Raw genomic sequence first — 23330 nt, forward strand, 5'->3', positions numbered from 1 at the left:
GTGGAGCAGATCACCGACCCCGAGTACGCCACGATGGCGTTCCTCAAGGGCCTCAAGCAGGTCGACGGCTGGCAGGACATGCCCCTGACCAAGGCCGCCCAGACCGTCCAGGTCTCGGCGTACCCCGACCACTACGCCCAGTGGGAGCAGCAGGCCGCCGACCTCGTCGCCAAGCACTGGAACAGCTGACCCGTACGACAGCGATGGCCGGCACCCCGGGTGGGGTGCCGGCCATCGGCGTCCGTGGCGGCGGGTCAGACCCGGTAGCCGGCCGCGCGGGCCGCCTCGCGTTCCTGGCGGCGGCCCCGGCGTCGACGCAGGAACCAGACCACGAACGCCGCCATGCCCAGCAGGAATGCCAGCACCAGCACCGGCAGGATGATCGCCACCAGGGACATCAGCACGCTGGTCGCGTCCTCGGCGGTGCTGGCGACGGGTGCGCCGAAGCCTGCCGTGGTCGCGTTGACCACCGGCCGGGCTGCCGCCTTGAACAGGTGCACCCCGAGCGCGATGGCGACACCGGCGGCCACCGGTACCCACTGGTGGGAGGTGAAGAACCCGCCCGGGTCGCTGACCGTCACCGTCTCCGAGCCCGAACCCGCGCCGAAGGCGAGGCCACCGGCGGTGGGGCGGACCACCGTCTGCACGACGTCGTTGACGTGGTCGACCACGGGCACCTTGTCGGCGACGACCTCGACCGCGAGCAGCGCCGCGAGGATCGCCAGCACCCATCCGTTGCCGAGCCACTGCCAGCCGCTCGGCAGGTCGATCAGGCTGGTGTAGCGGGCGAGCAGCCCCATGGTGAGCAGGGGAATGTAGGCGTTGAGGCCCGCCGAGGCGGCGAGACCGGTACCGGTGAGGACTTCGAACACCATCTCAGCATCGCACCGGCACGCCAGTGCCGCTCGACGGTGACCGACCGGTCCTCGGCTACCCTCGTCGGGTGCGTCTGGTGATTGCGAAGTGCTCGGTGGACTACGTCGGACGGCTCTCGGCGCACCTGCCGCTGGCCACCCGCCTGCTCATGGTGAAGGCGGACGGGTCGGTGTCGATCCACGCCGACGATCGGGCGTACAAGCCGTTGAACTGGATGAGTCCGCCCTGTCGGCTGGAGGAGGCCCCCGGCGTGTGGCGGGTGGTCAACAAGGCCGGCGAGGAGTTGCGGATCAACCTGACGGAGATCTTCCAGGACACCTCGTACGAGCTGGGGGTCGATCCGGGGCTGCGCAAGGACGGCGTCGAGGCGCACCTGCAGGAGTTGCTGGCCGCCAACCCGGAAACCCTGGGGGAGGGCTTCACCCTGGTCCGGCGGGAGTACATGACCGCGATCGGTCCGGTCGACCTGCTCTGCCGGGACGCCAACTCCGGCGCGGTCGCCGTCGAGGTCAAGCGGCGGGGCGACATCGACGGCGTCGAGCAGCTCACCCGCTACCTCGAATTGATGAACCGGGACCCGCTGCTCGCCCCGGTGGCCGGTGTGTTCGCCGCTCAGGAGATCAAGCCGCAGGCCCGGGTCCTCGCCACCGACCGGGGCATCCGCTGCGTGGTCGTCGACTACGACCGGCTGCGGGGCATCGTGCGCGACGAGCTGACCCTGTTCTGACCCGCCCACCGGCGCGCTGCGGGCACCTAGCCCCGCCGGGCACCCCGGCCCGGTGGTCGGCACCGCGCACCTGTGCGGCCCGGCACCGTCCCGCCGGCCGGTGCGGCCGACGTTCCGCGTGCGATGTTCCGCGGTGCGGCGTTCGCGATGCGGCGTTCCGCTGTGCCGCTTTCCGCGGTGCGGCCGGGGTCAGCGGCGGCCGTACAGCGCCTTGGTGACCTTGATGATGCGGGCCACGTCGGTCGGGGTCCGCTCGAAGGTCATCGAGGGCAGCAGCGACCGGGCCCGTCGCCTGGTGACCGACTTGGCCCGGCCGAATTCGCGCAGCCCGTCCTCGCCGTGGATCCGGCCGAAGCCGGAGTCGCCCACCCCGCCGAACGGCAGCGTGGACATCCCGGCGAAGGTGAGCGCCGAGTTGATCGACGCCATCCCCGACCGCAGCCGCCGGGCGATCGACACCGCGTCGCGCCGACCGAACACCGAACCCCCCAGGCCGTACGGCAGGGCGTTGGCCCGGCGTACGGCCTCGTCGGCGTCGGCGACCCGGCTGATGGTCACGGTCGGGCCGAACGTCTCCTCGCGGATGGCCGAGGCGGACTCGGGGACGTCCACCAGCACCGTCGGGTGCACGTACGGCGGCTGTACGGCGGCGGGGCCGCCCAGCACCGCCCGGCCCCCGGCGGCGATGGCCTCGTCGATGTGCCGACGGATCACGTCGAGCTGGCTCGGCATGGTGATCGGGCCGAGGTCGGCCCCGTCGGGGCCGACGGTCAGGCGTTCGGCGCGGGCGACCACCTTGCCGACGAACTCGTCGTAGACCGGCGCCACCGCGTAGACCCGTTCGATGCCGATGCAGGTCTGGCCGGCGTTGGTGAGCGCGCCCCAGACGCAGGCCTCGGCGGCGGCGTCCAGGTCGGCATCCGCGTCCACGATCATCGCGTCCTTGCCGCCGGCCTCCACCAGCACCGGCGTCAGCGACTCGGCGCAGGCCGCCATGACCTTGCGGGCGGTCGCCGTGGAACCGGTGAACGCCAGCTTGTCCACGCCCGAGCGGCACAGTGCCGCGCCGACGTCGCCCAGGCCGTGCACCGCCGTGAACACCGGCTGCTCCGGCACCACCTCGGCGAACGCGTCGACCAGCCACTGACCGACCACCGGGGTGTACTCGCTGGGTTTGAGGACGACCGCGTTACCGGCGGCCAGCGCGTACGCGGCGGAGCCGATCGGCGTGAAGACCGGGTAGTTCCACGGGCCGATCACCCCGACCACGCCGTGCGGCTGGTATTCCAGGTGGCCGGAGAACTCGGCCAGGATCAACCGGGACCGGACCCGGCGGGGCCCGAGCACCCGGCGGGCGTTGCGGGCCGCCCAGTCGATGTGCTCGATGGCGGTGAGGATCTCGACGACCGCGTCGCCGACCGGTTTGCCGCCCTCGACGTGGATCAGCTCGGCCAGTTCCTCGATCCGCTGGGCGAGCACGGCCCGCCAGCGCAGCAGCCGCGCCCGGCGGCCGTCGAAGCCGAGCCCGGCCCACCACTGCCCGGCCGTCCGGGCGCGGGCGACCGCGCGCTCCACCTCCTCGACGGTGGCGACCGGCAGCCGGCCGGCTTCGGCGCCGGTGGCCGGGCTGGTCGAAACCAGCCGACCGTCGGCGATGACCGGGGTACCCGGGACCTGCACAGCCGTCATGGCAGAAGTCTAGACCCGGAAGCTACCCGCTGGTAGTTGTGAATACCGCTCGTCCATGGCTTCCGCCCGCCGCCTGTTCGGTGGACGCTGGGTGTCCGCCAGGGGTCGCGGAGGTGACCGGGTGGGTGGTGAGCTGGTCACGCAGAGCTGGCAGGCTGGGCGCGGGCCACGGTGGGTGGGGAGCTGACTGTCCATGCAGGATCATCCGGAACTGATGCCGCTGTTGACGGTGGCCGGCGGGCCGATGCGGGGGGCGAGTTTCCGCGTCCGGCCCCAACCGCAGGTGATCGGCCGGGCGCCGACCGCTGACATCCCGGTGGCGGACGCGCACCTGAGCCGGCGGCACGCCGAGGTGCGGCTGACCGAGGGCGGGGTGGTCCTGGTCGACCTGGGGTCGACCAACGGGACCTGGCTCAACGACCGGCGGATCAGCGACGCCGAGCCGCTCACCGACGGCGACGTGATCCGGCTGGGCCGCACCGAGCTGCGCTACTTCGACCCCGGGCTGGCCACCACCGACCCGGTCGGCCTGCGGTTCACCGGGGGCACCGGCGGTCGCCGGGACTACCGGCCGACGCTGCCGCTGCCGTCGCGCGCCCCCGGCCCGACCGACGCCCCTGCCGGCCGCCCCACCGCCCCGGTGCGTGGCGTCGACGCCTGACAGTGGGGGACGGGCGGGGTCGCCCGGTCTGCTCCCAACCGGCGCAAGCTGCGGCCCGGCCGAGGCGATCGGCGCAAGCTGCGGCCCTGGCCGAGGTGATCGACACGCCCTGACCGGGTCGGCGAGGTGATCGGCACGCCCTGACCGGGCCGGCGAGGCAGTCCGGACCGGCGGCGCGGCCCCGGCGGGGTGCGGGAAATCTCCCAGGGCGTCGCGTCGGCGCGTCGGCGCGTGGCAGACTCCGACGGACAACCTTAGCGTTCGTTCATGTCCGCCACGGCGGAGTCAACCAAGGGGAGGCCGGTCGTGGCGCGGGAGTTCACCAGGGTGGGCGTGGTGGGTCTGGGCACCATGGGTGCCGGCATCGTCGAGGTGTTCGCCCGCAACGGTGTCGACGTCGTCGCGGTGGAGATCTCCGAGGCCGCCCTGGCGCGGGGGCGGGCCACCCTGACGCGGTCGACCGACCGGGCGGTGGCGAAGGGCAAACTGGCCGAGGACGACCGGGACGCCCTGCACTCCCGGGTCGACTTCCAGGTCGGGCTGGACGCGCTGCACGCGGTGGACCTGGTGATCGAGGCGGTCCCCGAGCGCCTCGACCTGAAGCGGCGGATCTTCGCCGAGCTGGACCGGGTCTGCCGGCCTGACACCATCCTGGCCACCAACACCTCGTCGCTGAGCGTCACCGACATCTCGGTCGCCACCCAACGGCCGCAGCAGGTCGTCGGCCTGCACTTCTTCAACCCGGCGCCGGTGATGAAGCTGGTCGAGGTGGTCCGTACCGTGGTCACCGCCGCCGACGTGGTCGACGACGTCGAGGCGCTCTGCGCCCGGCTCGGCAAGGTCGACGTCACGATCGACGACCGGGCCGGCTTCATCGCCAACGCCCTGCTGTTCGGCTATCTCAACCACGCGGTGAGCATGTTCGAGACCCGGTACGCCACCCGGGAGGACATCGACGTGGCGATGAAGCTCGGTGGCGGGCTGCCGATGGGCCCGCTCGCCCTGCTGGACCTGATCGGCCTGGACACGTCGTACGAGATCCTGAACACCATGTACCGGCACGGCGGGCGGGACCGTCGACACGCCCCGACCCCGCTGATCCGGCAGATGGTCACCGCCGGGCTGCTCGGTCGCAAATCCGGACGCGGCTTCTACACCTACGAGAAGCCGGGCTCACCGAAGGTCGTACCCGATGAGCAGACGCCGGCCGCGACGCAGCCGGCACCCGGGAGCGCGCCGGAGAGCACCGGCGGGAGCGCGGGAAGTGAGCTGGCGGGCCCCGCGGCCGTGACCACGGTCGGCCTGGTCGGGGTCGGTGCGATCGCGACCGGTCTCGTCGAGGTCTTCGCCAGGGCCGGCTACGAGGTGCTCTCGGTGGACGGCGGCACCGAGCCGTCCGCCGGGATCTCCGAGGCGGTCCGGGCCTCGCTCGACGAGGGCGTGGCCCGGGGCGATCTCAGCGCGGCCGACCGGGGCGCCACCCTGGCCCGGATCACCTGGTCGGCCACCCTGGAGCAGTTGGCCGACGTCGACCTGGTGGTCGAGGCGGTGGCCGAGGAGGTGGGCGGCAAGCAGGCGTTGTTCGCCCGCCTCGACGAGATCTGCAAGCCGGGCGTGCTGCTCGCCACCACCACCTCCTCGCTGCCGGTGATCGAGGTGGCGATGGCCACCCAGCGCCCCGCCGACGTGCTCGGCCTGCACTTCCCCGACCCGACGGCGAGGCGACCGCTGGTCGAGGTGGTACGCACCGTCCATACCTCGGCGGAGGCCACCGCCACCGCCCAGGCGGTCTGCGCCGCGCTCGGCCGGACCACGGTGGTCTGCGGCGACCGGGCCGGCTTCGTGGTCAACGCGCTGCTCTTCCCGTACCTGAACGACGCGGTGCGGATGCTGGAGGCCGGTTACGCCTCCGTCGACGACATCGACCACGCGATGAAGCTCGGCTGCGGTTACCCGGTGGGCCCGTTCGCGTTGCTCGACGCGGTCGGTCTGGACGTGTCGCTGGCCATCCAGCGGAGCTTGTACCGGGAGCAGCGTGAGCCGGGCCTGGCCCCCGCGCCGCTGCTCGAACACCTGGTCACCGCCGGTCACCTGGGCCGCCGGACCGGCCGGGGCTTCCGGGACCACACCGGGCGCTGACCGGGGCGACGGACGGCACCCGCCGCCGGTCCGGGTGACCGGCCGCACCGGCGTCGGTCGGGGCGACGGACCTCACCCGGCCGGCGACCTGGCACTGACCGTAACCTTGGCAAGGTGAGCCCTCGTCGCAACCGTCCCCGCCGCGAGGACACCACCCAGTTGGACGCCGACCGGGCCCGCCACGGCGTGGAATCGGTGCAGCAGTGGCGCGACGGCGAGTGGCAGGTACGCGGGATCAGCGGCGGCGCGTCGGTCAAGACGTACCGCTGTCCCGGGTGTGACCAGGAGATCCGACCCGGGGTGGCGCACCTGGTGGCCTGGCCGGCCGACGGCGCGGGCGACCTGACCGACCGGCGGCACTGGCACAGCGGCTGCTGGCGGGCCCGGGACCGCCGGGGGCCCAACCTGATGCGCGGCCGGGGCACGCCCCGCTACGGCTGACCGGTCCGGCGCGCTCCCGGCGGACCGGCCGCTGATCGAGCGATCTGGGCCACCCGGTTGCGCCCCGGGCGCGCGAGCGCGACGACCTCGCGTCAGACTTGGGCGGTGAGCACACCGATCCGCGCGTCGTCGATCCTGCCCGGCCACCGGGAGGACATCGCGCTGCACACCGCCGACGGCCTGCGGCTCGTCGGCGAGTTGGCCCGGCCGGCCGACCGGGACCCGGTGGGCACCCTGGTCTGCCTGCACCCGCTGCCCACCCACGGCGGGATGATGGACAGCCACGTCTTCCGCAAGGCGGCCTGGCGGTTGCCCGCCCTGGCCGACCTGGCGGTGCTCCGGTTCAACACCCGGGGCACCAGCAGCGTCCGGGGTACCAGCGAGGGGGCCTTCGACAACGCGGTGGGCGAGCGCTTCGACGTCGCCGCCGCGATCGAGTACGCCGAGTTCCACGAGCTGCCGAACATCTGGCTGGTCGGCTGGTCGTTCGGCACCGACCTGACCCTCAAGTTCGGCTGTGACCCGGCGGTGGCCGGGGCGATCCTGCTCTCCCCGCCGTTGCGGTTCTCGAACCCTGAGGACCTGGCCGTCTGGGCGGAGTCGGGTCGGCCGCTGACCGCGCTGGTGCCCGAGTTCGACGACTACCTGCGCCCCGACGAGGCCCGGGAACGCTTCGCGGCGGTGCCGCAGGCCGAGGTGGTCGGGGTGCCGGGGGCCAAGCATCTCTGGGTGGGCGACGCCGAGCGGGTGCTCGACGAGATCGTCCGGCGGGTGAACCCGGCGGTGCCGCTGCCGCTGCCGACCAGCTGGGACGGCCCGATGGAGACCGGCGACGTCAGCGCGTACGCCGACCGTACGGTGGCCGCCTTCGCCGACAACCCGGTGCCGGGTCCCGCCGCCGGCTGAACCCCGCCGCCGTTCCCGCCGGCCCTCAGCGGCGTTCCTGGCGGGGGAGCACCACCTCGCGCAGGATCAACTGGAAGGCGGCGACCACCGGGATGGCGATCAGCGCGCCGACCACACCCATCAGCGCCACCCCGAGCAGGGCGGCGAGCAGTGCGGCCACCTCGTTGACCTCCACCGACCTCCGCATGATCTTGGGGTAGATGAGGTAGTTCTCCACCTGCTGGTAGAGCACGAAGAAGACCACGCAGGCGATGCCGACCGGCAGCCCGGTGGCGAATCCGACCAGGCTGACGACCACCGCGCCGAGGGTGGCCCCGATCTGCGGGATCAGGTCGGTCACCGCCACCACCACGGCCAGCGCGAACGGGTAGGGCAGCTCGACGACCAGGGCGAAGACGAAGGTGGTCGCGCCGGCAAGCACGGCGATGCTCAGCGCCCCCACCATGTACGCGCCGACCTTGGTCAGGATCTCGTCGCCGATCAGGCTGACCCGTTGCCGGCGGGACCTCGGCACCAGCGCGTAGCCGAGGTCGCGCAGCTTGTCGAAGTAGGCCAGGAAGTAGATCGTCAGCACCAGCACGGTGAGCACCCGGAAGATGGTGCCGAAGATCAACTGGGCGCCACCGAGCACCCCGCCGAGCGCCCGACCGACCGTGTCCGCGTTCGCGAACTCCTGCACCCGCTGCATCACGTCGTACCGCACCACCAGGTCGTTGACGGTGCGGTTGCGGCGCAGCTCCTCGACATAGCTGGGCAGTTGTTCGATGAACTGCCCGGTCTGGGTCACCACCGGCGGCACCAGTGCCACCAGCCCGGCGATGATCAGCAGCAGCAGGGTCAGCACCACCACCGTCACGGCCAGGCCGTGCGGCAGCCCCCAACGGCGCAGCCGGACCACCGCCGGGTTGAGCCCCACCGCCAGGAAGAGCGCGATCACCACCAGGACCAGGATGCCGCCGGCATTGCGAATCCCCAGGAACACGGTGTACGCCAGCAGCACGCCGAGCGCGCCGGTGAAGCCGACCAGGAAGCTGCTGCGGCGCAGGGGCCGACCGGGCCGACCGAACCGCCCCGACCCGGCGGACCCGGTCACCGCTGGGTCGACCTCCGCCGTCGCGTCGCCCGCCCCGCCCGTCGGCCCGGTGCCTCTGCCGGTGCTGGTGTCAGTGCCCTTGCCGGTGCCTCTGTCGGGGCCGGTGGCGGTGCCTTTGTCGGTGCCAGAGTCGGTGCCGGAGTCGGTGCCGGAGTCGGTGCCCTTGTCGGTGCCGGAGTCGGTGCCCTTGCCGGTGCCCTTGCCGGGGCCGGGGCCGGTGGGGGTGTCCGGTCCGGTGGGCGGACTCGCCGCACCGGCCGCCCCGCCCGTGAGCCGGTCCGTCGCAACGGTGCGGTCCACGGCCGCTCCCTGCCCGGAGCGGGTCACCGGTACGCCGGCAGGGGCCTCGTCCCCGGTCGCGTCGTCGCGTGCCGGGCCGTGCTGTGCCACCGAGCCTCCCCAGTCCCGCCCCGTCGTTACTCACCGGAGTGGATCACACCATGCCCGTCCGGTGAACACCTACCGTACGGACCTCCGTCCGCAGGGTAGTGGGGTCCGACGTCGCCGGCCACCCCGGGCCACCCGGCACCGCACCCTCGGGTGCGGGGTCACTCGGACTCGACGGTCACCGTGCTCGGTGTGGCGCTGCGCTCGTCGGTGGTCGGCTTGGTGGGTCGCTTGCCGTTCTCACCGGTACTGGTGATCTTTGTCGGGGTGGCCCCCCGGCCGGCGGCACCGGGGACCGCGGCGACGGTCGGTTCCCCGTCCACCCCGGCGCTGGCCGTCCCGCCGTCCACCGTGGTCACCGGTTCCGCCTTGGGCTTCGCGCCGGTGCCGTCCGGGCGCTCCGTCGGCCGGGTGCCGTTGGCGGCCGGCCGGCCCGCCGGCTTGGTGACGGCCACGACCGAGTCCGCCCTGGCCCCGGTGGCGGCGGACTTCCCCGTGGCCCCGGCAACGGCCGGGTCCTTCCGGCCGGCGTCAGCCGGGTTCACCGTGGGGCCGGTGTCTGTCGGGTTCACCGCGGTGCCGGTGCCCGCCGGGCCCGGTCCGGCACCGGCCAGGGCCGGTGTCGGCCTACCGCCGGTGCCCACCGACTCCGCCGCCGGGCCGTCGGTGCCGCGGGTCGGCTTCGGCTTCGTGCCGTTGCCCCGCGGGCCCGCCCCGGAGCGGTCGCCGTCCGGTGCCGGTGCCACCGCGTCGAGGCCCACCGGTGCCGTGGCGCGCATCCGGAGTTCGGTGACCTCCCGCTGGACCTCGTCGTGCTCCTGCCGCGCCTGCCAGGTCTCCTGACGCAGGTCGGCGAGCTGCTGCTGGGCCTGGGCGATCTCCAGCATCACCCGGGCGAGCTGCTGCCGACCGGCCGCCGCCTCCTGCTGGGTGGCGGCGAGGTGCTGCTGGGTGGTCGCCAGGTGCTGCTGGGTGGTGGCCGCGTACTCGTCGAACTGCCGGCGCGAGGCGGCGACGTGCTCGTCGGCCTGGCGACGCTTGTCGGCGGTCTCCCGTTCGGCCCGGTCCAGCAGTTCGGCGGTCTCCTGTTCGACCCGCCGACGCAACTCGCCGGTCTCCTGCTCGGCCTGCCGGCGCAGCGTCGACGCGTCCGCCTCGGCGGAGCGGCGGATCTCCGCCGCGCCCTGCTCGATCTCGTCACGCCGGGCGGCCCACTCCCGTTCCAGCTCGTCCTGCCGGGTCCGGTGCTGCTGCTCCAGCTCGTTGTGCCGGGTCTGGTGCTTGCGGTCCAACTCGTCGCGGTGCTTGGCGAACTCCTGCTCGGCGGCGGCGCGACGCTGGGCCAGCTCCCGGTCGGCGGCCTCCCGTCGGCCGTTGACCTCCTGCTCCACCCCCGCGCGCCAGGCCCCCAGCTCCTGCTGCGTCTGGGCGCGGGACTGCTGCACGTACGCCTCGGTCTCGGTGCGCATCCGCTGCACGTACGCCTCGGCCTCGGCCCGGCTGCGTTGGGCCGCCTCGGTCGCCTCGGTGGTCAGCCGGTGCGCCTCCTGCTGGGAGCGGGTCCGGGTCGCCTTCGCCGCCCCCTCGGCGTCGTCGGTGACCTGCTTGGCCTCCTGGAGCGCCTTGGCGCGGGTGGCCCGGCTGGCCTCGGTCGCCGACTCGGTGAGCCGCCGCGCCTCCTGCTGCGCCTTGGTGTGCACCTCCTTGGCGGCCTCGCGCAGGTCGGTGGCCTCCTTCTGGGCCGTGGCCAGCGCCGCCTTGGCCGCCTCCCGCAGCTTCGCGGCCTCCTGCTGGGCCCGGGTGTGGATCTCCCGGGCGGTGTCGCGCAGCTGGGTGGCCTCCTGCTGGGCCCGGCTCAGGGCCTCCTGGGCGGTGGCCCGCAGCCGGTTCGACTCGTCCTCGGCGGTGGCCCGCAGCAGGGTCGACTCGTCCTTGGCGGTGGCGCGCAGCCGGGCGGCCTCCTCCTTCGCCGTACGCACGGCGGCGTCCGCCTCGGCCTTGCGGGCCGTGGTGTGCCGTTCCTCCTCGGCACGCCGGGCGGCGAGCGCGATCTCGAAGTCCTTGAGCGCCCTGGCGGCCTGCTCGCGGGCCTCGTCGATGATGTGCTCGGCGGCGGCCCGGCGGGCCTCGATCTCCTCGTTGGCGGCGGCCAGGATGGCGTCCGCCTGCTCCTCGGCGAGGGCGAGAATCTGCTCGACCCGGGGGCCGAGGTGCTTGAAGGAGGCCCGGTCCACCACGCCGATCTGCTTGCGCACCTGGGCGAGATCCCGCTGGAGGTGCTCGACCTGGCCGGCCAGCTTGTGGATCTGGGTGTACGCCTGTTCCCGCTCACCCGTCAGGGTGGTGATCTCGTGCTCCGCACGAGTGACGTACCGGTCGACCTGTCGTTTGTCGTATCCCCGCAGGGCGGACTCGAAGCTGGGCTCCGTCGTCACATCCCCGCCGAGAGCGAACAGTTCCTCGCCGTGCGACATGCCCCCATCCTCACACGCATCCTGCCCTCCGGGGGCGATACGGACGCCGCTGTGGGGAGCTGTTTCACTGTGGTCGCGCGACAGGGTGTCACAGGGCGGGAACGCGTACGGCGCGGGGGTCCACCGGCTACCCGGTGTCACCCCGCGCCGCGACACATGCCCCGTCTGCGCAGTCGGTCAGCTGGCGGTCTCCGCGGTGGCCCGCGACTCGGCGTCGGCCTTGGCCGGCTCCGCCTTGGCCGGCGCGGCGGCCGGCTGCTGGGCCGGTACGCCCGGCACGATCCCGGCCAGGCCGGAGAGCATCTGCCCGAGCTGGGAGGTGACCGCGTCCTTCTGGCGGGTGAGGTCCTCCACCTCGCGGCGGGCCGCCTGGGTGGTCAGGTCCGCCTCGGTGCGCGCCTCGGTGAGCAGCCGCTTCGCCTCGGCCTTGGCCTCGTTGAGGGTCTTCTCGGACAGCGCCTTGGCCTTGTCGACGGTCTCGTTGGCGGTGCGCTCGGACTCGACCCGGCGGGCCTCGGCGCGCTGCTCGATCTCCTTGGCCCGCTCCTGGGCGGCCCGGGCCCGCTGCTCGGCCTCGCCGACCAGCTTCTGGGTCTGCGTCACCTGGGCGGCGTGCCGCTCCGACTCCTCGCGCTCGGCCTTCTCCCGGCGCTCGGCGAGCTGGAGTTCCAGGGCCTGGAGGTCCTTGTCCCGCTTGTCGCGGGCGTCGGTGAGCAGCTTGGTCGCCTCGGCGCGCTTCTCCTCGGCCTCCCGGGCCGCCTTCGCCCGCTGCTGGGTGATCTCCCGCTCGGCGGTGGCGCGCAGGGTGGCGACCTCCCGCTCGACGGTCGACTTCAGCTCGGCCACCTCGTGCGCGGTGACCGTACGCAGCTGCTTGGTCTCCCGGTCAGCGTCGGCGCGCAGCGTGTCGGCCTCCCGGCGGGCCTGCACCCGGGCCTCGGCGGCCTCCCGCTCGGCGGCGGTACGGACGGTGCCGGCCTCCCGCTCGGCGGTGGCCTTCATCGCGGCGGCCTCGGCGCGCGCCTTGTCGGTGATCTCCCGCGCCTCCAGCCGGGCAGCGGAGAGAATCCCTTCCGACTCGCGCTTGGCCTCGTTGCGGTGGTCGTTGGCCTGCTCCTCGGCCAGCCGGAGGATCTGCTCGACCCGGGTGCCGAGACCGGAGAGGGTCGGCCGGCTGTTCTCCTCGAGCTGCTTGTTGGTGTCGGTGAGCTTCTGCTCAAGCGCAGCCTGCCGCTGCTCGGCCTGGCGGAGCCGACGCTGGGCGTCGTTCATCCGCTGCTCGGCCTCGGCGCGCGCCTGCTCCGACTGGGTCAGCGCGGCCGTCATCCGGCCGAGGAAGTCGTCGACCTGGTGGGTGTTGTACCCGCGTAGGCCGACCGTGAAGTCCGGCTGCGAGTTCGCGTTATCGAAGAACGCGAGAGGGGAGGACTGCTGCTGGGGCATTGGGACATACTTGCAGACCCCCCGGGGTCGTTCGCAAGAGCGGTGCCGAGCTTTCGTGTCCTCTTTGCGGGGTCCACCGGGTCGTCCCGCCGGTCCCGACCAAACGGCGATCTTGGCAGGTCCGGGCGGCCCCGCCGTCACCCGAAGTAACGAAAACCAGGCCCCCGCCACCCCCCGTGTGTCTTTCCCCGACCACCCCCGAATGGCTGCCTCCCGCAATCCCCCACCACCCCTCACAAACCCAATCCACTCCCCTCCCACCCTCCACCCCTCCCACCCTCCCTCGCCCCTCCTCCGCCCGCCCCGTCCCGCCCCGTCCCGTCCCGCCCCGTTGATCAAGAGGTTTACGTCAGATATGAAGATCAGAATGACGCAAACATCTTGATCAACGTTGGAGGGCGGAGGGGAGGGCCGGCGGGGAGGGGGAGTGTGGGAAGGGGTGGGGATGTCAGTGGGGGGTGGGGGCGGGTTCCACGAGTTCGATGAGGACGCCGCCGGCGGCCTTGGGGTGGACGAAGTTGACCCGGGAGTTGGCGGTGCCACGCTTCGGGGTGTCGTAGAGCAGTCGTACGCCGCGTTCGCGCAGGGTCGCGCAGGCCGCGTCGATGTCGGCGACCGTGTACGCCACCTGCTGCACCCCGGGCCCGTTGCGGTCGAGGAACTTGGCGATGGTCGACTCCGGCGACAACGGGGCGAGCAGTTGCACGCAGCCCCCCTCGGCGGTCGGGCCGACGGCCAGCATCGCCTCGCGTACGCCCTGCTCGGTGTTGGTCTCCTGATGTATGCAGCGCATACCGAAGGTGCGCTGGTAGAAGTCGATCGCGGCGTCCAGGTCGGCGACCGCGACCCCGACGTGATCGATACGGCGCAGCCCGATGTCTGTGATGTAGTCGGCAGCGGGCTCGACGGAGGAGTTTTCAGCCATGCCGTTAGTCTTGCCGAACAGGCGTTAAGGCGTACAGGCTGGTACCCCCCCGGAGGCAGGCAGTGGCATCGGTGATCGTCAGCGGCGCGCGGACCCCGATGGGCCGCCTGCTGGGCAACCTCAAGGATCTCCCGGCGACGAAGCTCGGCGGCATCGCGATCAAGGCGGCCCTGGAGCGCGCCGGGGTGGCCCCGGGCCAGGTGCAGTACGTGATCATGGGCCAGGTGCTCCAGGCCGGCACCGGGCAGATCCCGGCCCGTCAGGCGGCCGTGGAGGCGGGCATCCCGATGTCGGTCCCGGCGCTGACCATCAACAAGGTGTGCCTCTCCGGCCTCGACGCGATCGCCCTGGCCGACCAGCTCATCCGGGCCGGCGAGTTCGACATCGTGGTGGCCGGTGGCATGGAGTCGATGACCAACGCCCCGCACCTGCTGCTCGGCCAGCGCGCCGGTTACAAGTACGGCGACGTGACCGTGAAGGACCACATGGCCCACGACGGGCTCAGCGACGCCTGGGACTGCTGCTCGATGGGAGAGTCCACCGAGCGGCTCGGCGCCCGGCACGGCATCACCCGGGCGGAGCAGGACGCGTTCGCGGTGGCCAGCCACCAGCGGGCCGCCGCTGCGCAGAAGAACGGTCACTTCGCCGACGAGATCACCCCGGTGGTCATCCCGCAGCGCAAGGGCGACCCGCTGGTGATCAGCGAGGACGAGGGCATCCGGCCGGACACCACCGCCGAGTCGCTGGCCAAGCTGCGCCCGGCGTTCGCCAAGGACGGCACGATCACCGCCGGCACCTCGTCGCCGATCTCGGACGGCGCGGCGGCCGTGGTCGTGATGAGCAAGGCCAAGGCCAACGAACTGGGCCTGACCTGGCTGGCCGAGATCGGCGCGCACGGCAACGTGGCCGGCCCGGACAACTCCCTGCACTCGCAGCCGTCGAACGCCATCCAGCACGCCCTGAAGAAGGGTGGCCTGAGCGTCGAGGACCTCGACCTGATCGAGATCAACGAGGCGTTCGCCCAGGTCGGCATCCAGTCCGCGCGGGACCTCGGGATCAGCACCGACAAGATCAACGTCAACGGTGGGGCCATCGCGCTCGGCCACCCGATCGGCATGTCCGGCGCCCGGCTGGTGCTCACCCTCGCGCTGGAACTCCAGCGGCGCGGCGGCGGCACCGGCGCGGCGGCGCTCTGCGGTGGCGGCGGCCAGGGCGACGCCCTGATCATCCACGTACCGGCCGACGCCCAGAACTGACCGGCCACGTCAGCCCCGCTCCCCGCGTCTGGTGGGCGCGGGGAGCGGGGCCGGGTTCGCACCCCGCAGTCGTGGTGCGGGGGTGGCGGATGTGAGCGCGAGGAGTGAGCCGGTTTTGCGAGCCCCGCAGTCGTGGTGCGGGGGTGGCGGATGTGAGCGCGAGGAGTGAGCCGGTTTTGCGAGCCCCGCAGTCGTGAGCGAAGGTGGCCCTGTGAGTGTCGAGAACGCCCCGGCTCCCGCCGCTGTCCCGGTTCGCCGCAGTCGGGACGTACCGATGCTGGTGGAAAGGGCGCGCGAGGGTGACCCACGGGCGGTGGCCCGGCTGATCACGCTGGTCGAGTCCGGTGACGAGATGCTGCCGCAGGTGGCGGCGGCGCTCGCGCCGTACGCCGGGCAGGCCCAGGTGGTCGGGTTGACCGGCTCCCCGGGGGTGGGCAAGTCGACCACCACCAACGAGCTGGTCCGGGCGCTGCGGGCGGGCGGGCACCGGGTCGGGGTGCTGGCCATCGACCCGTCCAGCCCGTTCACCGGCGGGGCGATCCTCGGCGACCGGGTCCGGATGCAGGACCACGCGACCGACCCGGGTGTCTACATCCGGTCGATGTCCAGCCGGGGGCACCTCGGTGGGCTCTCCGCGGCGACCCCGCAGGCGGTCCGGGTGCTGGAGGGCGCCGGCTGCGACGTGGTCCTGGTGGAGACCGTCGGCGTCGGCCAGGCCGAGGTGGAGGTGGCCTCCCTCGCCGACACCACGCTGGTGCTGCTCGCCCCGGGCATGGGCGATGCGATCCAGGCGGTCAAGGCGGGCATCCTGGAGATCGCCGACGTCTTCGTGGTCAACAAGGCCGACCGGGACGGCGCGGACAACACCGTCCGCGACATCCAGGGCATGATCGCGTTGGGCGAGCGGGGGCCGGGGGAGTGGCGGCCGCAGGTGGTCCGGTCGATCGCCGCGCGCGGCGAGGGGATCGACGACATCGCCGCCGCGATCGACAAGCACCGTGCCTGGCTGGAGCAGCACGACCAGCTGCGCCGCCGCCGCGAGAAGCGGGCCGCCGCCGAGATCGAGGCGATCGCGCTGGGCACCCTGCGCGCCCGGATCGGTTCCCTGCGCGACGGTACGGAGTTGCCGGCGCTCGCCGCGAAGGTGGCCGAGGGCGCCCTCGACCCGTACGCGGCAGCGAACGAACTGCTCGCCCAGATCGGCACCTGATCCGTCCACAACGGAGCACCATCGGCTAGTACGCTCGCACCGCGCCACGGACCCGTGGGGCGGTGCGACGGCTTTCCGGGGGCGACCATGGACCACGAGGCGACGCAGGAGTTGTCGGTGACGCCGGATGCGGTCGCGGGCGGGACGACGCAGGTCTCCGACGAGGTGGTGGAGAAGATCGCGGTGGCCGCCGCGAAGTCCGTGCCCGGGGTGGCCGAGCTGGGTGGCGACGTCGCCCGGTTCTTCAACGCCGTCCTCGACAAGGTCGGGTTGGACCGGGTCGGCGACGCCCGGCGGGGCTGCTCGGCCCACGTCACCAACGGCGCGGCCGTGGTCAACCTGGTCCTGGTGATCTCCGCCGGCCACCCTGTTCCCCAGGTCACCGACGCGGTACGCGCCGCCGTCACGGCAGCCGTCGAGTCCTACGGCCTCCGCGCCGACGAGATCAACATCCGGGTGGACGACGTAGCAGAACTCCCCACCCCCTGATCCCCCCACCCCCTGATCCCTCCACCCCCACCCCCACCCCCACCCCCGCACACCCCGGCGCCCCCGATGGTCGCCGCGCCCGGTGATCAAGAGGTTTGCGTCAATTTTCGGGGTCGGGTTGACGTAAACCTCTTGATCGCCGCGGTGGTTGGCGGCGCGGCGGCGCGGCGGCGCGGCGGGTTGCTGCCGTGGGTGGGTTGGTGGGCTACCGGTGGGTACGGGTTTCCTTAGCGATCGTTCAGGCTTCGTTCTACACTCGGGGTCAGTCGAGGACTCGAGGAGGAGCCCCGCGGATGAACGCCGACGAGATCGCCGCCGGACGGGCACGCTGGCAGGCCCGGTACGACGCCGCGCGCAAGCGGGACGCGGACTTCACCACCCTGTCCGGCGCCACCGTGCAGCCGGTGTACGGGCCACCCGAGGGGACCGGCTACCCCGGGTTCGAACGGATCGGCTGGCCGGGCGAGTTCCCGTACACCCGGGGGTTGCATCCGACCGGTTACCGGGGGCGGGCCTGGACGATCCGGCAGTTCGCCGGGTTCGGCAACGCCCAGCAGACCAATGAGCGCTACAAGATGATCCTCGGCGCGGGCGGCGGCGGGCTCTCCGTGGCGTTCGACATGCCGACCCTGATGGGGCGCGACTCCGACGACCCGCAGGCGCTCGGCGAGGTCGGGCACTGCGGGGTGGCGGTGGACACCGCCGCCGACATGGAGGTGCTCTTCGACGGCATCGACCTGGCCGGCGTCACCACCTCGATGACCATCTCCGGCCCGGCGGTGCCGGTCTTCTGCATGTACCTGGTCGCCGCCGAGCGGCAGGGCGTCGAGCTGTCCAGGCTGGACGGCACGTTGCAGACCGACATCTTCAAGGAGTACATCGCGCAGAAGGAGTGGCTCTTCGACCCCGAGCCGCACCTGCGCCTGATCGGCGACCTGATGGAATACTGCGCCGCCGAGATCCCGCGCTACAAGCCGCTGTCGGTCTCCGGGTACCACATCCGCGAGGCCGGCTCGACCGCCGCGCAGGAGTTGGCGTACACCCTGGCCGACGGGTTCGGCTACGTCGAGCTGGGGCTCTCGCGCGGGTTGGACGTCAACGTCTTCGCCCCCGGGCTGAGCTTCTTCTTCGACGCGCACCTGGACTTCTTCGAGGAGATCGCCAAGTTCCGCGCCGCCCGCCGGATCTGGGCCCGCTGGCTGCGCGACGTCTACGGCGCCACCAGCGAGAAGGCCCTCTGGCTGCGGTTCCACACCCAGACCGCCGGGGTGTCACTGACCGCCCAACAGCCGGTCAACAACGTGGTACGCACCGCCGTGGAGGCCCTCGCCGCGGTGCTCGGCGGCACCAACTCGCTGCACACCAACGCCCTCGACGAGACCCTCGCCCTGCCCACCGACGAGTCGGCCGAGATCGCCCTGCGTACCCAGCAGGTGCTGATGGAGGAGATCGGGGTGACCAACGTGGCCGACCCGCTCGGTGGTTCCTGGTACGTCGAGGCGCTCACCGACGCCATCGAGGCCGAGGCGGAGGAGATCTTCGCCCGGATCCGGCAGCTCGGCGGCGAGGGCCCGCACGAGATCGGCCCGATGACCTCCGGCATCCTGCGGGGCATCGAGGACGGCTGGTTCACCGGCCACATCGCCGAGTCGGCCTTCGTCTACCAGCAGGCGCTGGAGAAGGGCGACAAGAAGATCGTCGGGGTCAACTGCCACACCAGCACGACCGCCAAGGAGTTGGAGATCCTGCGCATCTCGCACGAGGTGGAGCTGGAGCAGCGCCGGGTGCTCGCCGAGCGCAAGGTCGCCCGCGACGACGCGGCGGTGACGGCGGCGGTGCAGCGCATGATCGAGGTCAGCCGCACCGGCGGGAACATGATCCCGCCGATGCTCGACGCCGTCCGCGCCGAGGCCACGCTCGGTGAGATCTGTGACGCCCTGCGCGCCGAATGGGGCACCTACCGCGAACCCGCCCGCTTCTGAACAGCACTGGCCAACCGGGCAATGAGCGGGAGGTGAGAGTGGCAACTGTGGGCGTTGCGGCGGAGCCGACAACGGTGGGGATCGTGCGAGACTAGGTAACCATGAGCGACCCACGGATCACCTCGTCGATCTTCACCCGCGGCGCGGTCGACCTCAGCGCGCTGCGCGGCACCGCCCCGGCCAGTTCCCGTCCCGCCACACCGAGCCAGCCCGGTGCACCTACCGGCCTACCGGGCGGTCCCGCCACAGGTGGCGCCGCTGCCGCGCTCGACGTGACCGAGGCGAACATCCAGTCCGAGGTGCTCGAACGCTCGATGACCACACCCGTGGTGGTCTTCTTCGGCGCGGCCGGCTACCCGGACAGCGACCAGTTCGCCCCGGTGCTGGAGCGGTTGGCGGCCGAGGGCGCCGGCCAGTGGGTCCTCGCCCGGGTCGACGTCCAGGAGAACCCGCGGATCGCGCAGATGTTCCAGATCCAGGCGATCCCCACCGTCTACGCGGTCGTCGGCGGGCGACCGATCGACGCCTTCCCCGGCGTGATCCCCGAGCCGCAACTGCGCCAGTGGCTCGCCGCCGTCCTCAAGGCCGGTGGCGTCAGCGTGGCCGAGCCGGAGGACCCGCGCCTCGACGAGGCCGACGACGCCCTGATGAGCGGCGACCTGGACGCCGCCGAGCAGGCGTACCGCAAGATCCTTGCCGAGTCCCCGGCGGACGCCGCGGCCGAGGCCGGGCTGGCCCAGGTCGGGGTGGCCCGGCGGGTCGCCGGCGCGGACCCGCAGGCCGCGCTCGCCACCGCGCAGGCCAACCCCGACGACGTCGACGCCCAACTGCTCGCCGCCGACATCGAGGTGCTCAGCGGGATGGCCGAGCAGGCGTACGCGCGGCTGGTCGGGCTGGTCCGGCGGACCGCGGGTGACGACCGGGACAAGGCCCGCCAACACCTGATCGCCCTGTTCAGCATCGCCGGCCCGGACGACCCCGCCGTGGCCTCCGCCCGACGCGCCCTGGCCAGCGCCCTGTTCTGAACCCCTGACACGCCCGCGCGGGCCGGCCCCCCGGCCGGCCCGCCACCCATCGAGGACGGGAGCCTGTGATGCGCCGAATCGCCGTCCTCGACGCGCCGACCAACCTGGGTCTGCGCCCACCCACCTCCACCTCGGTCCCCGGCTGCGGCAAGGCCCCCGGTGCGCTGCGCGACCACGGGCTGCTGGCCCGGCTGGGTGCCCGGGACGCCGGCTGCCTCACCGCCCCCCGGTACGACCCGGGCGACTGGCGGCCCGGCGACGGGGTCTGCCACGCGCGGGAGATCTCCGGCTATTCGACGGGCCTCGCCGACCGGATCGGCGCGATCATCGACCGGGGCGAGTTTCCCCTGGTCCTCGGCGGGGACTGCTCGGTGCTGCTCGGCTCGGCGCTGGCCATGCACCGGCTCGGCGAGGCGGTCGGCGGGCGGATCGGGCTGGTCTTCGTCGACGGCCACTCCGACTTCCGGCACCCCGGCAACGCCTCGTACGTCGGTGCGGCGGCCGGGGAGGACCTCGCCCTGGTGACCGGGCGCGGCCAGGCCGACCTGGCTGCCATCGAGGGGCGTCGACCGTACTTCCGGGACATCGACGTGGTGGTGATCGGCATCCGGGCGCAGGACGAGTACCGGCTCGACCTCCAGGCCGCCGGGATCACCACCCGACCGGTGCCGGCCCTGCGCGCCGAGGGCGCCGCCCGCAGTGCCCAGTGGGCGCACGAGCAGTTGGCCGACTGCGCCGGTTACTGGGTGCACATCGACGTCGACGTGCTCGACCCGGCGGTGATGCCGGCCGTGGACGCCCCCGACCCCGGCGGGATCGCCTTCGCCGAGCTGGAGATCCTGCTCGCCGGGCTGGTGGACACCCCGCACTGCCTCGGCGTCGAGTTGACCGTCTTCGACCCCGACTACGACCCGGACGGTGCGTACGCCGCCGAGATCGTCAACACGATCGTCGCCGGACTGGCCCCGGTCGTCGCCCCGGACGCCGTCCCGCCCCGACTGCTGCCACCCAAGCCGCACCCCACTGACCCCGGATCGTCCACCTTCGGGAGAAACGTCTCCGGGGCCTCCGTCTCCGGGGCCGCTGTCTCCGGGGCCGCTGTCCCCAGGTTGTCCGGTTTCGATACCTCCGCTTCTGGGGCATCCGCCTCCGGGTCGTCCGTCCCCGGGACCTCCGATTCCGGGTCGTCCGGTTTCGGGACCTCCGATTCCGGGTCGGCTGACGCACCTGGCCGCGCCGAGGAGCCGGTCGCCTGAGCATGATCCCCTCAATGGGGCCGATGTTGCGGTGTTCCGTCGCATGATCAACTCATCTGGGCCGATGTTGCACTATCCGTTGGACGGGATGCCGCAACATCGGCCCAAATGAGCGCGTCGGCCAGGGCGGGCGTGCCGGGGCGGGCTGGGTGGTGGGCGACGGGTCAGGGGCGGGCGCGGAGGAAGCGCTCGACGATCGGGACGGCACTGGCCGTGCTCGATCCGCCCTGCTCGACGAAGACGGCGAACGCGACGTCCCCCCGCCAACCGACGAACCAGGCATGGGTGTGCGTCGGGTCGTTGTCGTACTCGGCGGTGCCGGTCTTGCCGTACACCGGGCCACCCGGCACGTCGGCCAGCGCCTTGCCGGTGCCGGCGGTGACCACCTCGCGCATCATCGTCCTGAGCCCCGCCACCGACTCGGCCTTCAGCGGCGGGCCGGCCTCGGCGGGCGCGGCCGGGGCCGGGTCGAGCACCAGCTTCGGCTGCTCCCAGCGGCCCCGGGCGACGGCGGCGGTGGCCCCGGCCATGGCCAGCGGGCTGACCACGGTGGTGCCCTGGCCGATCGCCGCGGCGGCCTGCTCGGTGGGGGCGCCACCGGTGGAGACCTTGCCGGTGAAGACGTCCGCGCCGAGATCCCAGTTGCCCTCCAGGCCCAGGGTACGGCCGGTGCCGGCGAGCCCGTCCGGGCCGAGTTGCGGGGCCAGCGCGACGAATGCGGTGTTGCAGGACTTGGCGAAGTCGGTCCGGAACGGCACCTTGCCCAGGACGAAGTCGTCGGAGTTCTTGAACGACCGACCGTCCACCGCGCGGGTCTTGGGACAGTCGACGATGGTCTGCGGGGTCACCGCGCCCTTGTCCAGCAGGCCGAGGGCGCTGACCATCTTGAAGGTGGAGCCCGGCGGCACCTGGGCGGTGAAGGCCAGGTTCTCCCCGGCCGCACCGGGGCCGTTGGCGGCGGCGAGCACCGCGCCGTCGCTGATCCGCACCGCGACCAGGGCCGAGCGCCGCTTCTCCGCCCGCAACGCGCCGTCGGCGGCGTTCTGGGTGGCCACGTCGAGGCTGGTGCGGACCGGCTGGCCGGCGGTCGGCTCCTGCCGGAACGCCTCGGTGACGACGGTGGTGCCGCCCTCGGGGGTGGGTCGGCGGATCTCCACGGTCGTGCCGGGAGCGCCGCGCAGCCGCTCGTCGTAGCGGCCCTGGAGGCCACCGTGGCCGACCAGGTCGCCCTTGGCGTACCGGTCGGGGTGGGCGGCCAGGTCGTCGGCCTGCGCCTGGTCGACCGTGCCGAGCAGGGCGCGGGCGAACTCCCGGGTGGGGGCCAGGTCGAGCTTCTCGGCCCGGAACTTCGTCCCCGGCAGGGTGTAGATCCGGGACCGGATCTGCCGGTACGCCTCGTCGCGCAACGTCACCACCTCGACGAAGGCGCCCGGATCGGCGTCGCTGAGCCGTTGCGGCAGGTCGCTGAGATCGACCGGCGGGCTGATCGGCGGCGTGACGGCCTTGAACGCCGCGTCGAGCCGCGCCACCAGGGCCTTGACGTCGGTGACCTCGCCCGGTTGCACCCCGATCCGGACCACCGGGCGGGGCGTCACGATCGGTTGCCCCGCGCCGTCCAGCACCCCGGCCCGGGGCGCGGCGGTCCGCCGCAGCGTCAGCCGGTCACCCTTCTCCAGTTGCTCGTGCAGCACCTGGGGCTCCCAGATCACCTGCCACTGGTCGTCGCCGCCGTTCTGCCGCAGCCGGACCGGCCGCTGGTAGGCCCAGGTCGCCCCGCCCGGCAACGCCCACGTGATGTCGACCTTCGTGGTGGCCAGGTTCTTGGTGACCTCGGCGTCCCCGGCGCGACGCAGGGTGGGCATGGTGGCGGCGAGGTCGCCGGAGAGGGCCTTGATCTCCGCGGTGACGTCTGCGGCGGGCACTCTCGCCCCGGTCGGGTCGACAAAGCCCACCTTGTCCAGGTTGCCGGTGCGCCAGCCGGCGAGGAACGCGTCCACGCTGCCCGCCAGTTCGTCGTCGCCGGAGCAACCGACGAGGGCACCGGCCGCCAGCACCGAGGCGGCCAGGGCCGCGAGAGCCCGCCGCAGGGGAGTGCCGGGACGGTGGTACGGGTACGACAGGGGCATGGAGCTGGCACCTTCCGGGTGGCGGGCTGCCCTGCACGCTAGTACGGGGCGGCTGCCCGTACCGCCCCGCGTGGCCGGGCCGGGCCGCCGGGCTGGTGCGGTCGACGGCCGTACCGCCCTCGTGGGCAGCGCGAAGAGGTGGGCCCGCAGGTGTGATGAACATCCCGAGGCGGGGTACTCGGCAGCCGGCCGACGTGGATCTGCAACAGGTGAGAGGCCAGAGTC

Annotated in this window: 18 protein-coding genes and 1 pseudogene; 12 read left to right on the forward strand and 7 right to left on the reverse strand. The window is 72.9% G+C overall.

What is annotated here, in order from left to right:
- A pseudogene (locus tag GA0070216_RS23430) lies at positions 1-189 on the forward strand (hypothetical protein); the annotation flags it as partial.
- Positions 190-254: 65 nt separating this feature from the next.
- Here the strand turns inward: GA0070216_RS23430 and GA0070216_RS23435 are convergent.
- The gene (locus tag GA0070216_RS23435; protein WP_091250731.1) at positions 255-872 is read right to left on the reverse strand and encodes a DUF4126 domain-containing protein; all 618 of its coding nucleotides are present in this window, start codon (positions 870-872) and stop codon (positions 255-257) included.
- Between the two features lie 71 nt (positions 873-943).
- Here GA0070216_RS23435 and nucS point away from each other — a divergent pair, with 71 nt between their 5' ends.
- On the forward strand, positions 944-1603 hold the full coding sequence (gene nucS, locus GA0070216_RS23440; protein ID WP_091250735.1) for an endonuclease NucS: 660 nt from the start codon (positions 944-946) through the stop codon (positions 1601-1603).
- Between the two features lie 189 nt (positions 1604-1792).
- Here nucS and GA0070216_RS23445 read toward each other — a convergent pair whose 3' ends face one another.
- Positions 1793-3292, reverse strand: a complete 1500-nt coding sequence (locus GA0070216_RS23445; RefSeq protein ID WP_091250291.1) for an aldehyde dehydrogenase family protein — start codon at positions 3290-3292, stop codon at positions 1793-1795.
- Between the two features lie 193 nt (positions 3293-3485).
- Here GA0070216_RS23445 and GA0070216_RS23450 point away from each other — a divergent pair, with 193 nt between their 5' ends.
- The 4 genes from GA0070216_RS23450 to GA0070216_RS23465 all read left to right on the forward strand — a co-directional run bounded on the left by GA0070216_RS23450 (position 3486) and on the right by GA0070216_RS23465 (position 7439).
- Positions 3486-3953, forward strand: coding sequence for an FHA domain-containing protein (locus GA0070216_RS23450; RefSeq protein ID WP_091250294.1), 468 nt, complete (start codon positions 3486-3488; stop codon positions 3951-3953).
- A gap of 306 nt (positions 3954-4259) precedes the next feature.
- Positions 4260-6092, forward strand: a complete 1833-nt coding sequence (locus tag GA0070216_RS23455) for a 3-hydroxyacyl-CoA dehydrogenase family protein (RefSeq protein ID WP_091250298.1) — start codon at positions 4260-4262, stop codon at positions 6090-6092.
- A 114-nt stretch (positions 6093-6206) separates the two neighbouring features.
- Complete coding sequence (locus GA0070216_RS23460; RefSeq protein WP_091250301.1) at positions 6207-6533, forward strand: hypothetical protein; 327 nt, start codon at positions 6207-6209, stop codon at positions 6531-6533.
- A gap of 105 nt (positions 6534-6638) precedes the next feature.
- Positions 6639-7439 carry an alpha/beta hydrolase gene (locus GA0070216_RS23465; protein ID WP_091250304.1) on the forward strand — a complete coding sequence of 267 codons (801 nt, stop codon included), beginning with the start codon at positions 6639-6641 and terminating at the stop codon, positions 7437-7439.
- Positions 7440-7464: 25 nt separating this feature from the next.
- Here the strand turns inward: GA0070216_RS23465 and GA0070216_RS23470 are convergent, their stop codons facing one another.
- The 4 genes from GA0070216_RS23470 to mce all read right to left on the reverse strand — a co-directional run bounded on the left by GA0070216_RS23470 (position 7465) and on the right by mce (position 13761).
- Complete coding sequence (locus tag GA0070216_RS23470; RefSeq protein ID WP_091250307.1) at positions 7465-8532, reverse strand: AI-2E family transporter; 1068 nt, start codon at positions 8530-8532, stop codon at positions 7465-7467.
- A gap of 548 nt (positions 8533-9080) precedes the next feature.
- Entirely contained in the window at positions 9081-11393 is a 2313-nt protein-coding gene (locus GA0070216_RS23480) for a coiled-coil domain-containing protein (protein WP_091250309.1), read from the reverse strand.
- Positions 11394-11570: 177 nt separating this feature from the next.
- Entirely contained in the window at positions 11571-12836 is a 1266-nt protein-coding gene (locus GA0070216_RS23485) for a DivIVA domain-containing protein (RefSeq protein WP_091250312.1), read from the reverse strand.
- A gap of 448 nt (positions 12837-13284) precedes the next feature.
- Positions 13285-13761: a methylmalonyl-CoA epimerase gene (mce, locus tag GA0070216_RS23490; protein ID WP_091250314.1), complete on the reverse strand. Its 477-nt coding sequence runs from the start codon at positions 13759-13761 to the stop codon at positions 13285-13287.
- A 62-nt stretch (positions 13762-13823) separates the two neighbouring features.
- Between mce and GA0070216_RS23495 the strand changes: the two genes are divergently transcribed.
- The 6 genes from GA0070216_RS23495 (at position 13824) to GA0070216_RS23520 (ending at position 20979) form a co-directional block, all read left to right on the forward strand.
- Positions 13824-15017 carry an acetyl-CoA C-acetyltransferase gene (locus GA0070216_RS23495; protein WP_091250316.1) on the forward strand — a complete coding sequence of 398 codons (1194 nt, stop codon included), beginning with the start codon at positions 13824-13826 and terminating at the stop codon, positions 15015-15017.
- A 274-nt stretch (positions 15018-15291) separates the two neighbouring features.
- Complete coding sequence (gene meaB / locus GA0070216_RS23500) at positions 15292-16227, forward strand: methylmalonyl Co-A mutase-associated GTPase MeaB (RefSeq protein WP_245722678.1); 936 nt, start codon at positions 15292-15294, stop codon at positions 16225-16227.
- Positions 16228-16314: 87 nt separating this feature from the next.
- Entirely contained in the window at positions 16315-16716 is a 402-nt protein-coding gene (locus tag GA0070216_RS23505; RefSeq protein ID WP_091250320.1) for an Asp23/Gls24 family envelope stress response protein, read from the forward strand.
- 293 nt (positions 16717-17009) lie between these two features.
- Entirely contained in the window at positions 17010-18698 is a 1689-nt protein-coding gene (icmA, locus tag GA0070216_RS23510) for a coenzyme B12-dependent isobutyryl-CoA mutase large subunit (RefSeq protein ID WP_091250322.1), read from the forward strand.
- Between the two features lie 101 nt (positions 18699-18799).
- Positions 18800-19723 (forward strand): tetratricopeptide repeat protein, encoded by a 924-nt coding sequence (locus tag GA0070216_RS23515; RefSeq protein ID WP_091250325.1) that lies wholly within the window; start codon positions 18800-18802, stop codon positions 19721-19723.
- A 65-nt stretch (positions 19724-19788) separates the two neighbouring features.
- Positions 19789-20979: an arginase family protein gene (locus tag GA0070216_RS23520; protein ID WP_342670792.1), complete on the forward strand. Its 1191-nt coding sequence runs from the start codon at positions 19789-19791 to the stop codon at positions 20977-20979.
- Between the two features lie 164 nt (positions 20980-21143).
- On the opposite strand, the gene GA0070216_RS23525 is transcribed toward GA0070216_RS23520, so the two are convergent.
- Positions 21144-23105 carry a penicillin-binding transpeptidase domain-containing protein gene (locus GA0070216_RS23525; protein ID WP_091250327.1) on the reverse strand — a complete coding sequence of 654 codons (1962 nt, stop codon included), beginning with the start codon at positions 23103-23105 and terminating at the stop codon, positions 21144-21146.
- Between the last annotated feature and the right edge of the window lie 225 nt (positions 23106-23330).

This window comes from Micromonospora matsumotoense (genome assembly GCF_900091525.1).
Taxonomy (GTDB): Bacteria; Actinomycetota; Actinomycetes; order Mycobacteriales; family Micromonosporaceae; genus Micromonospora; species Micromonospora matsumotoensis.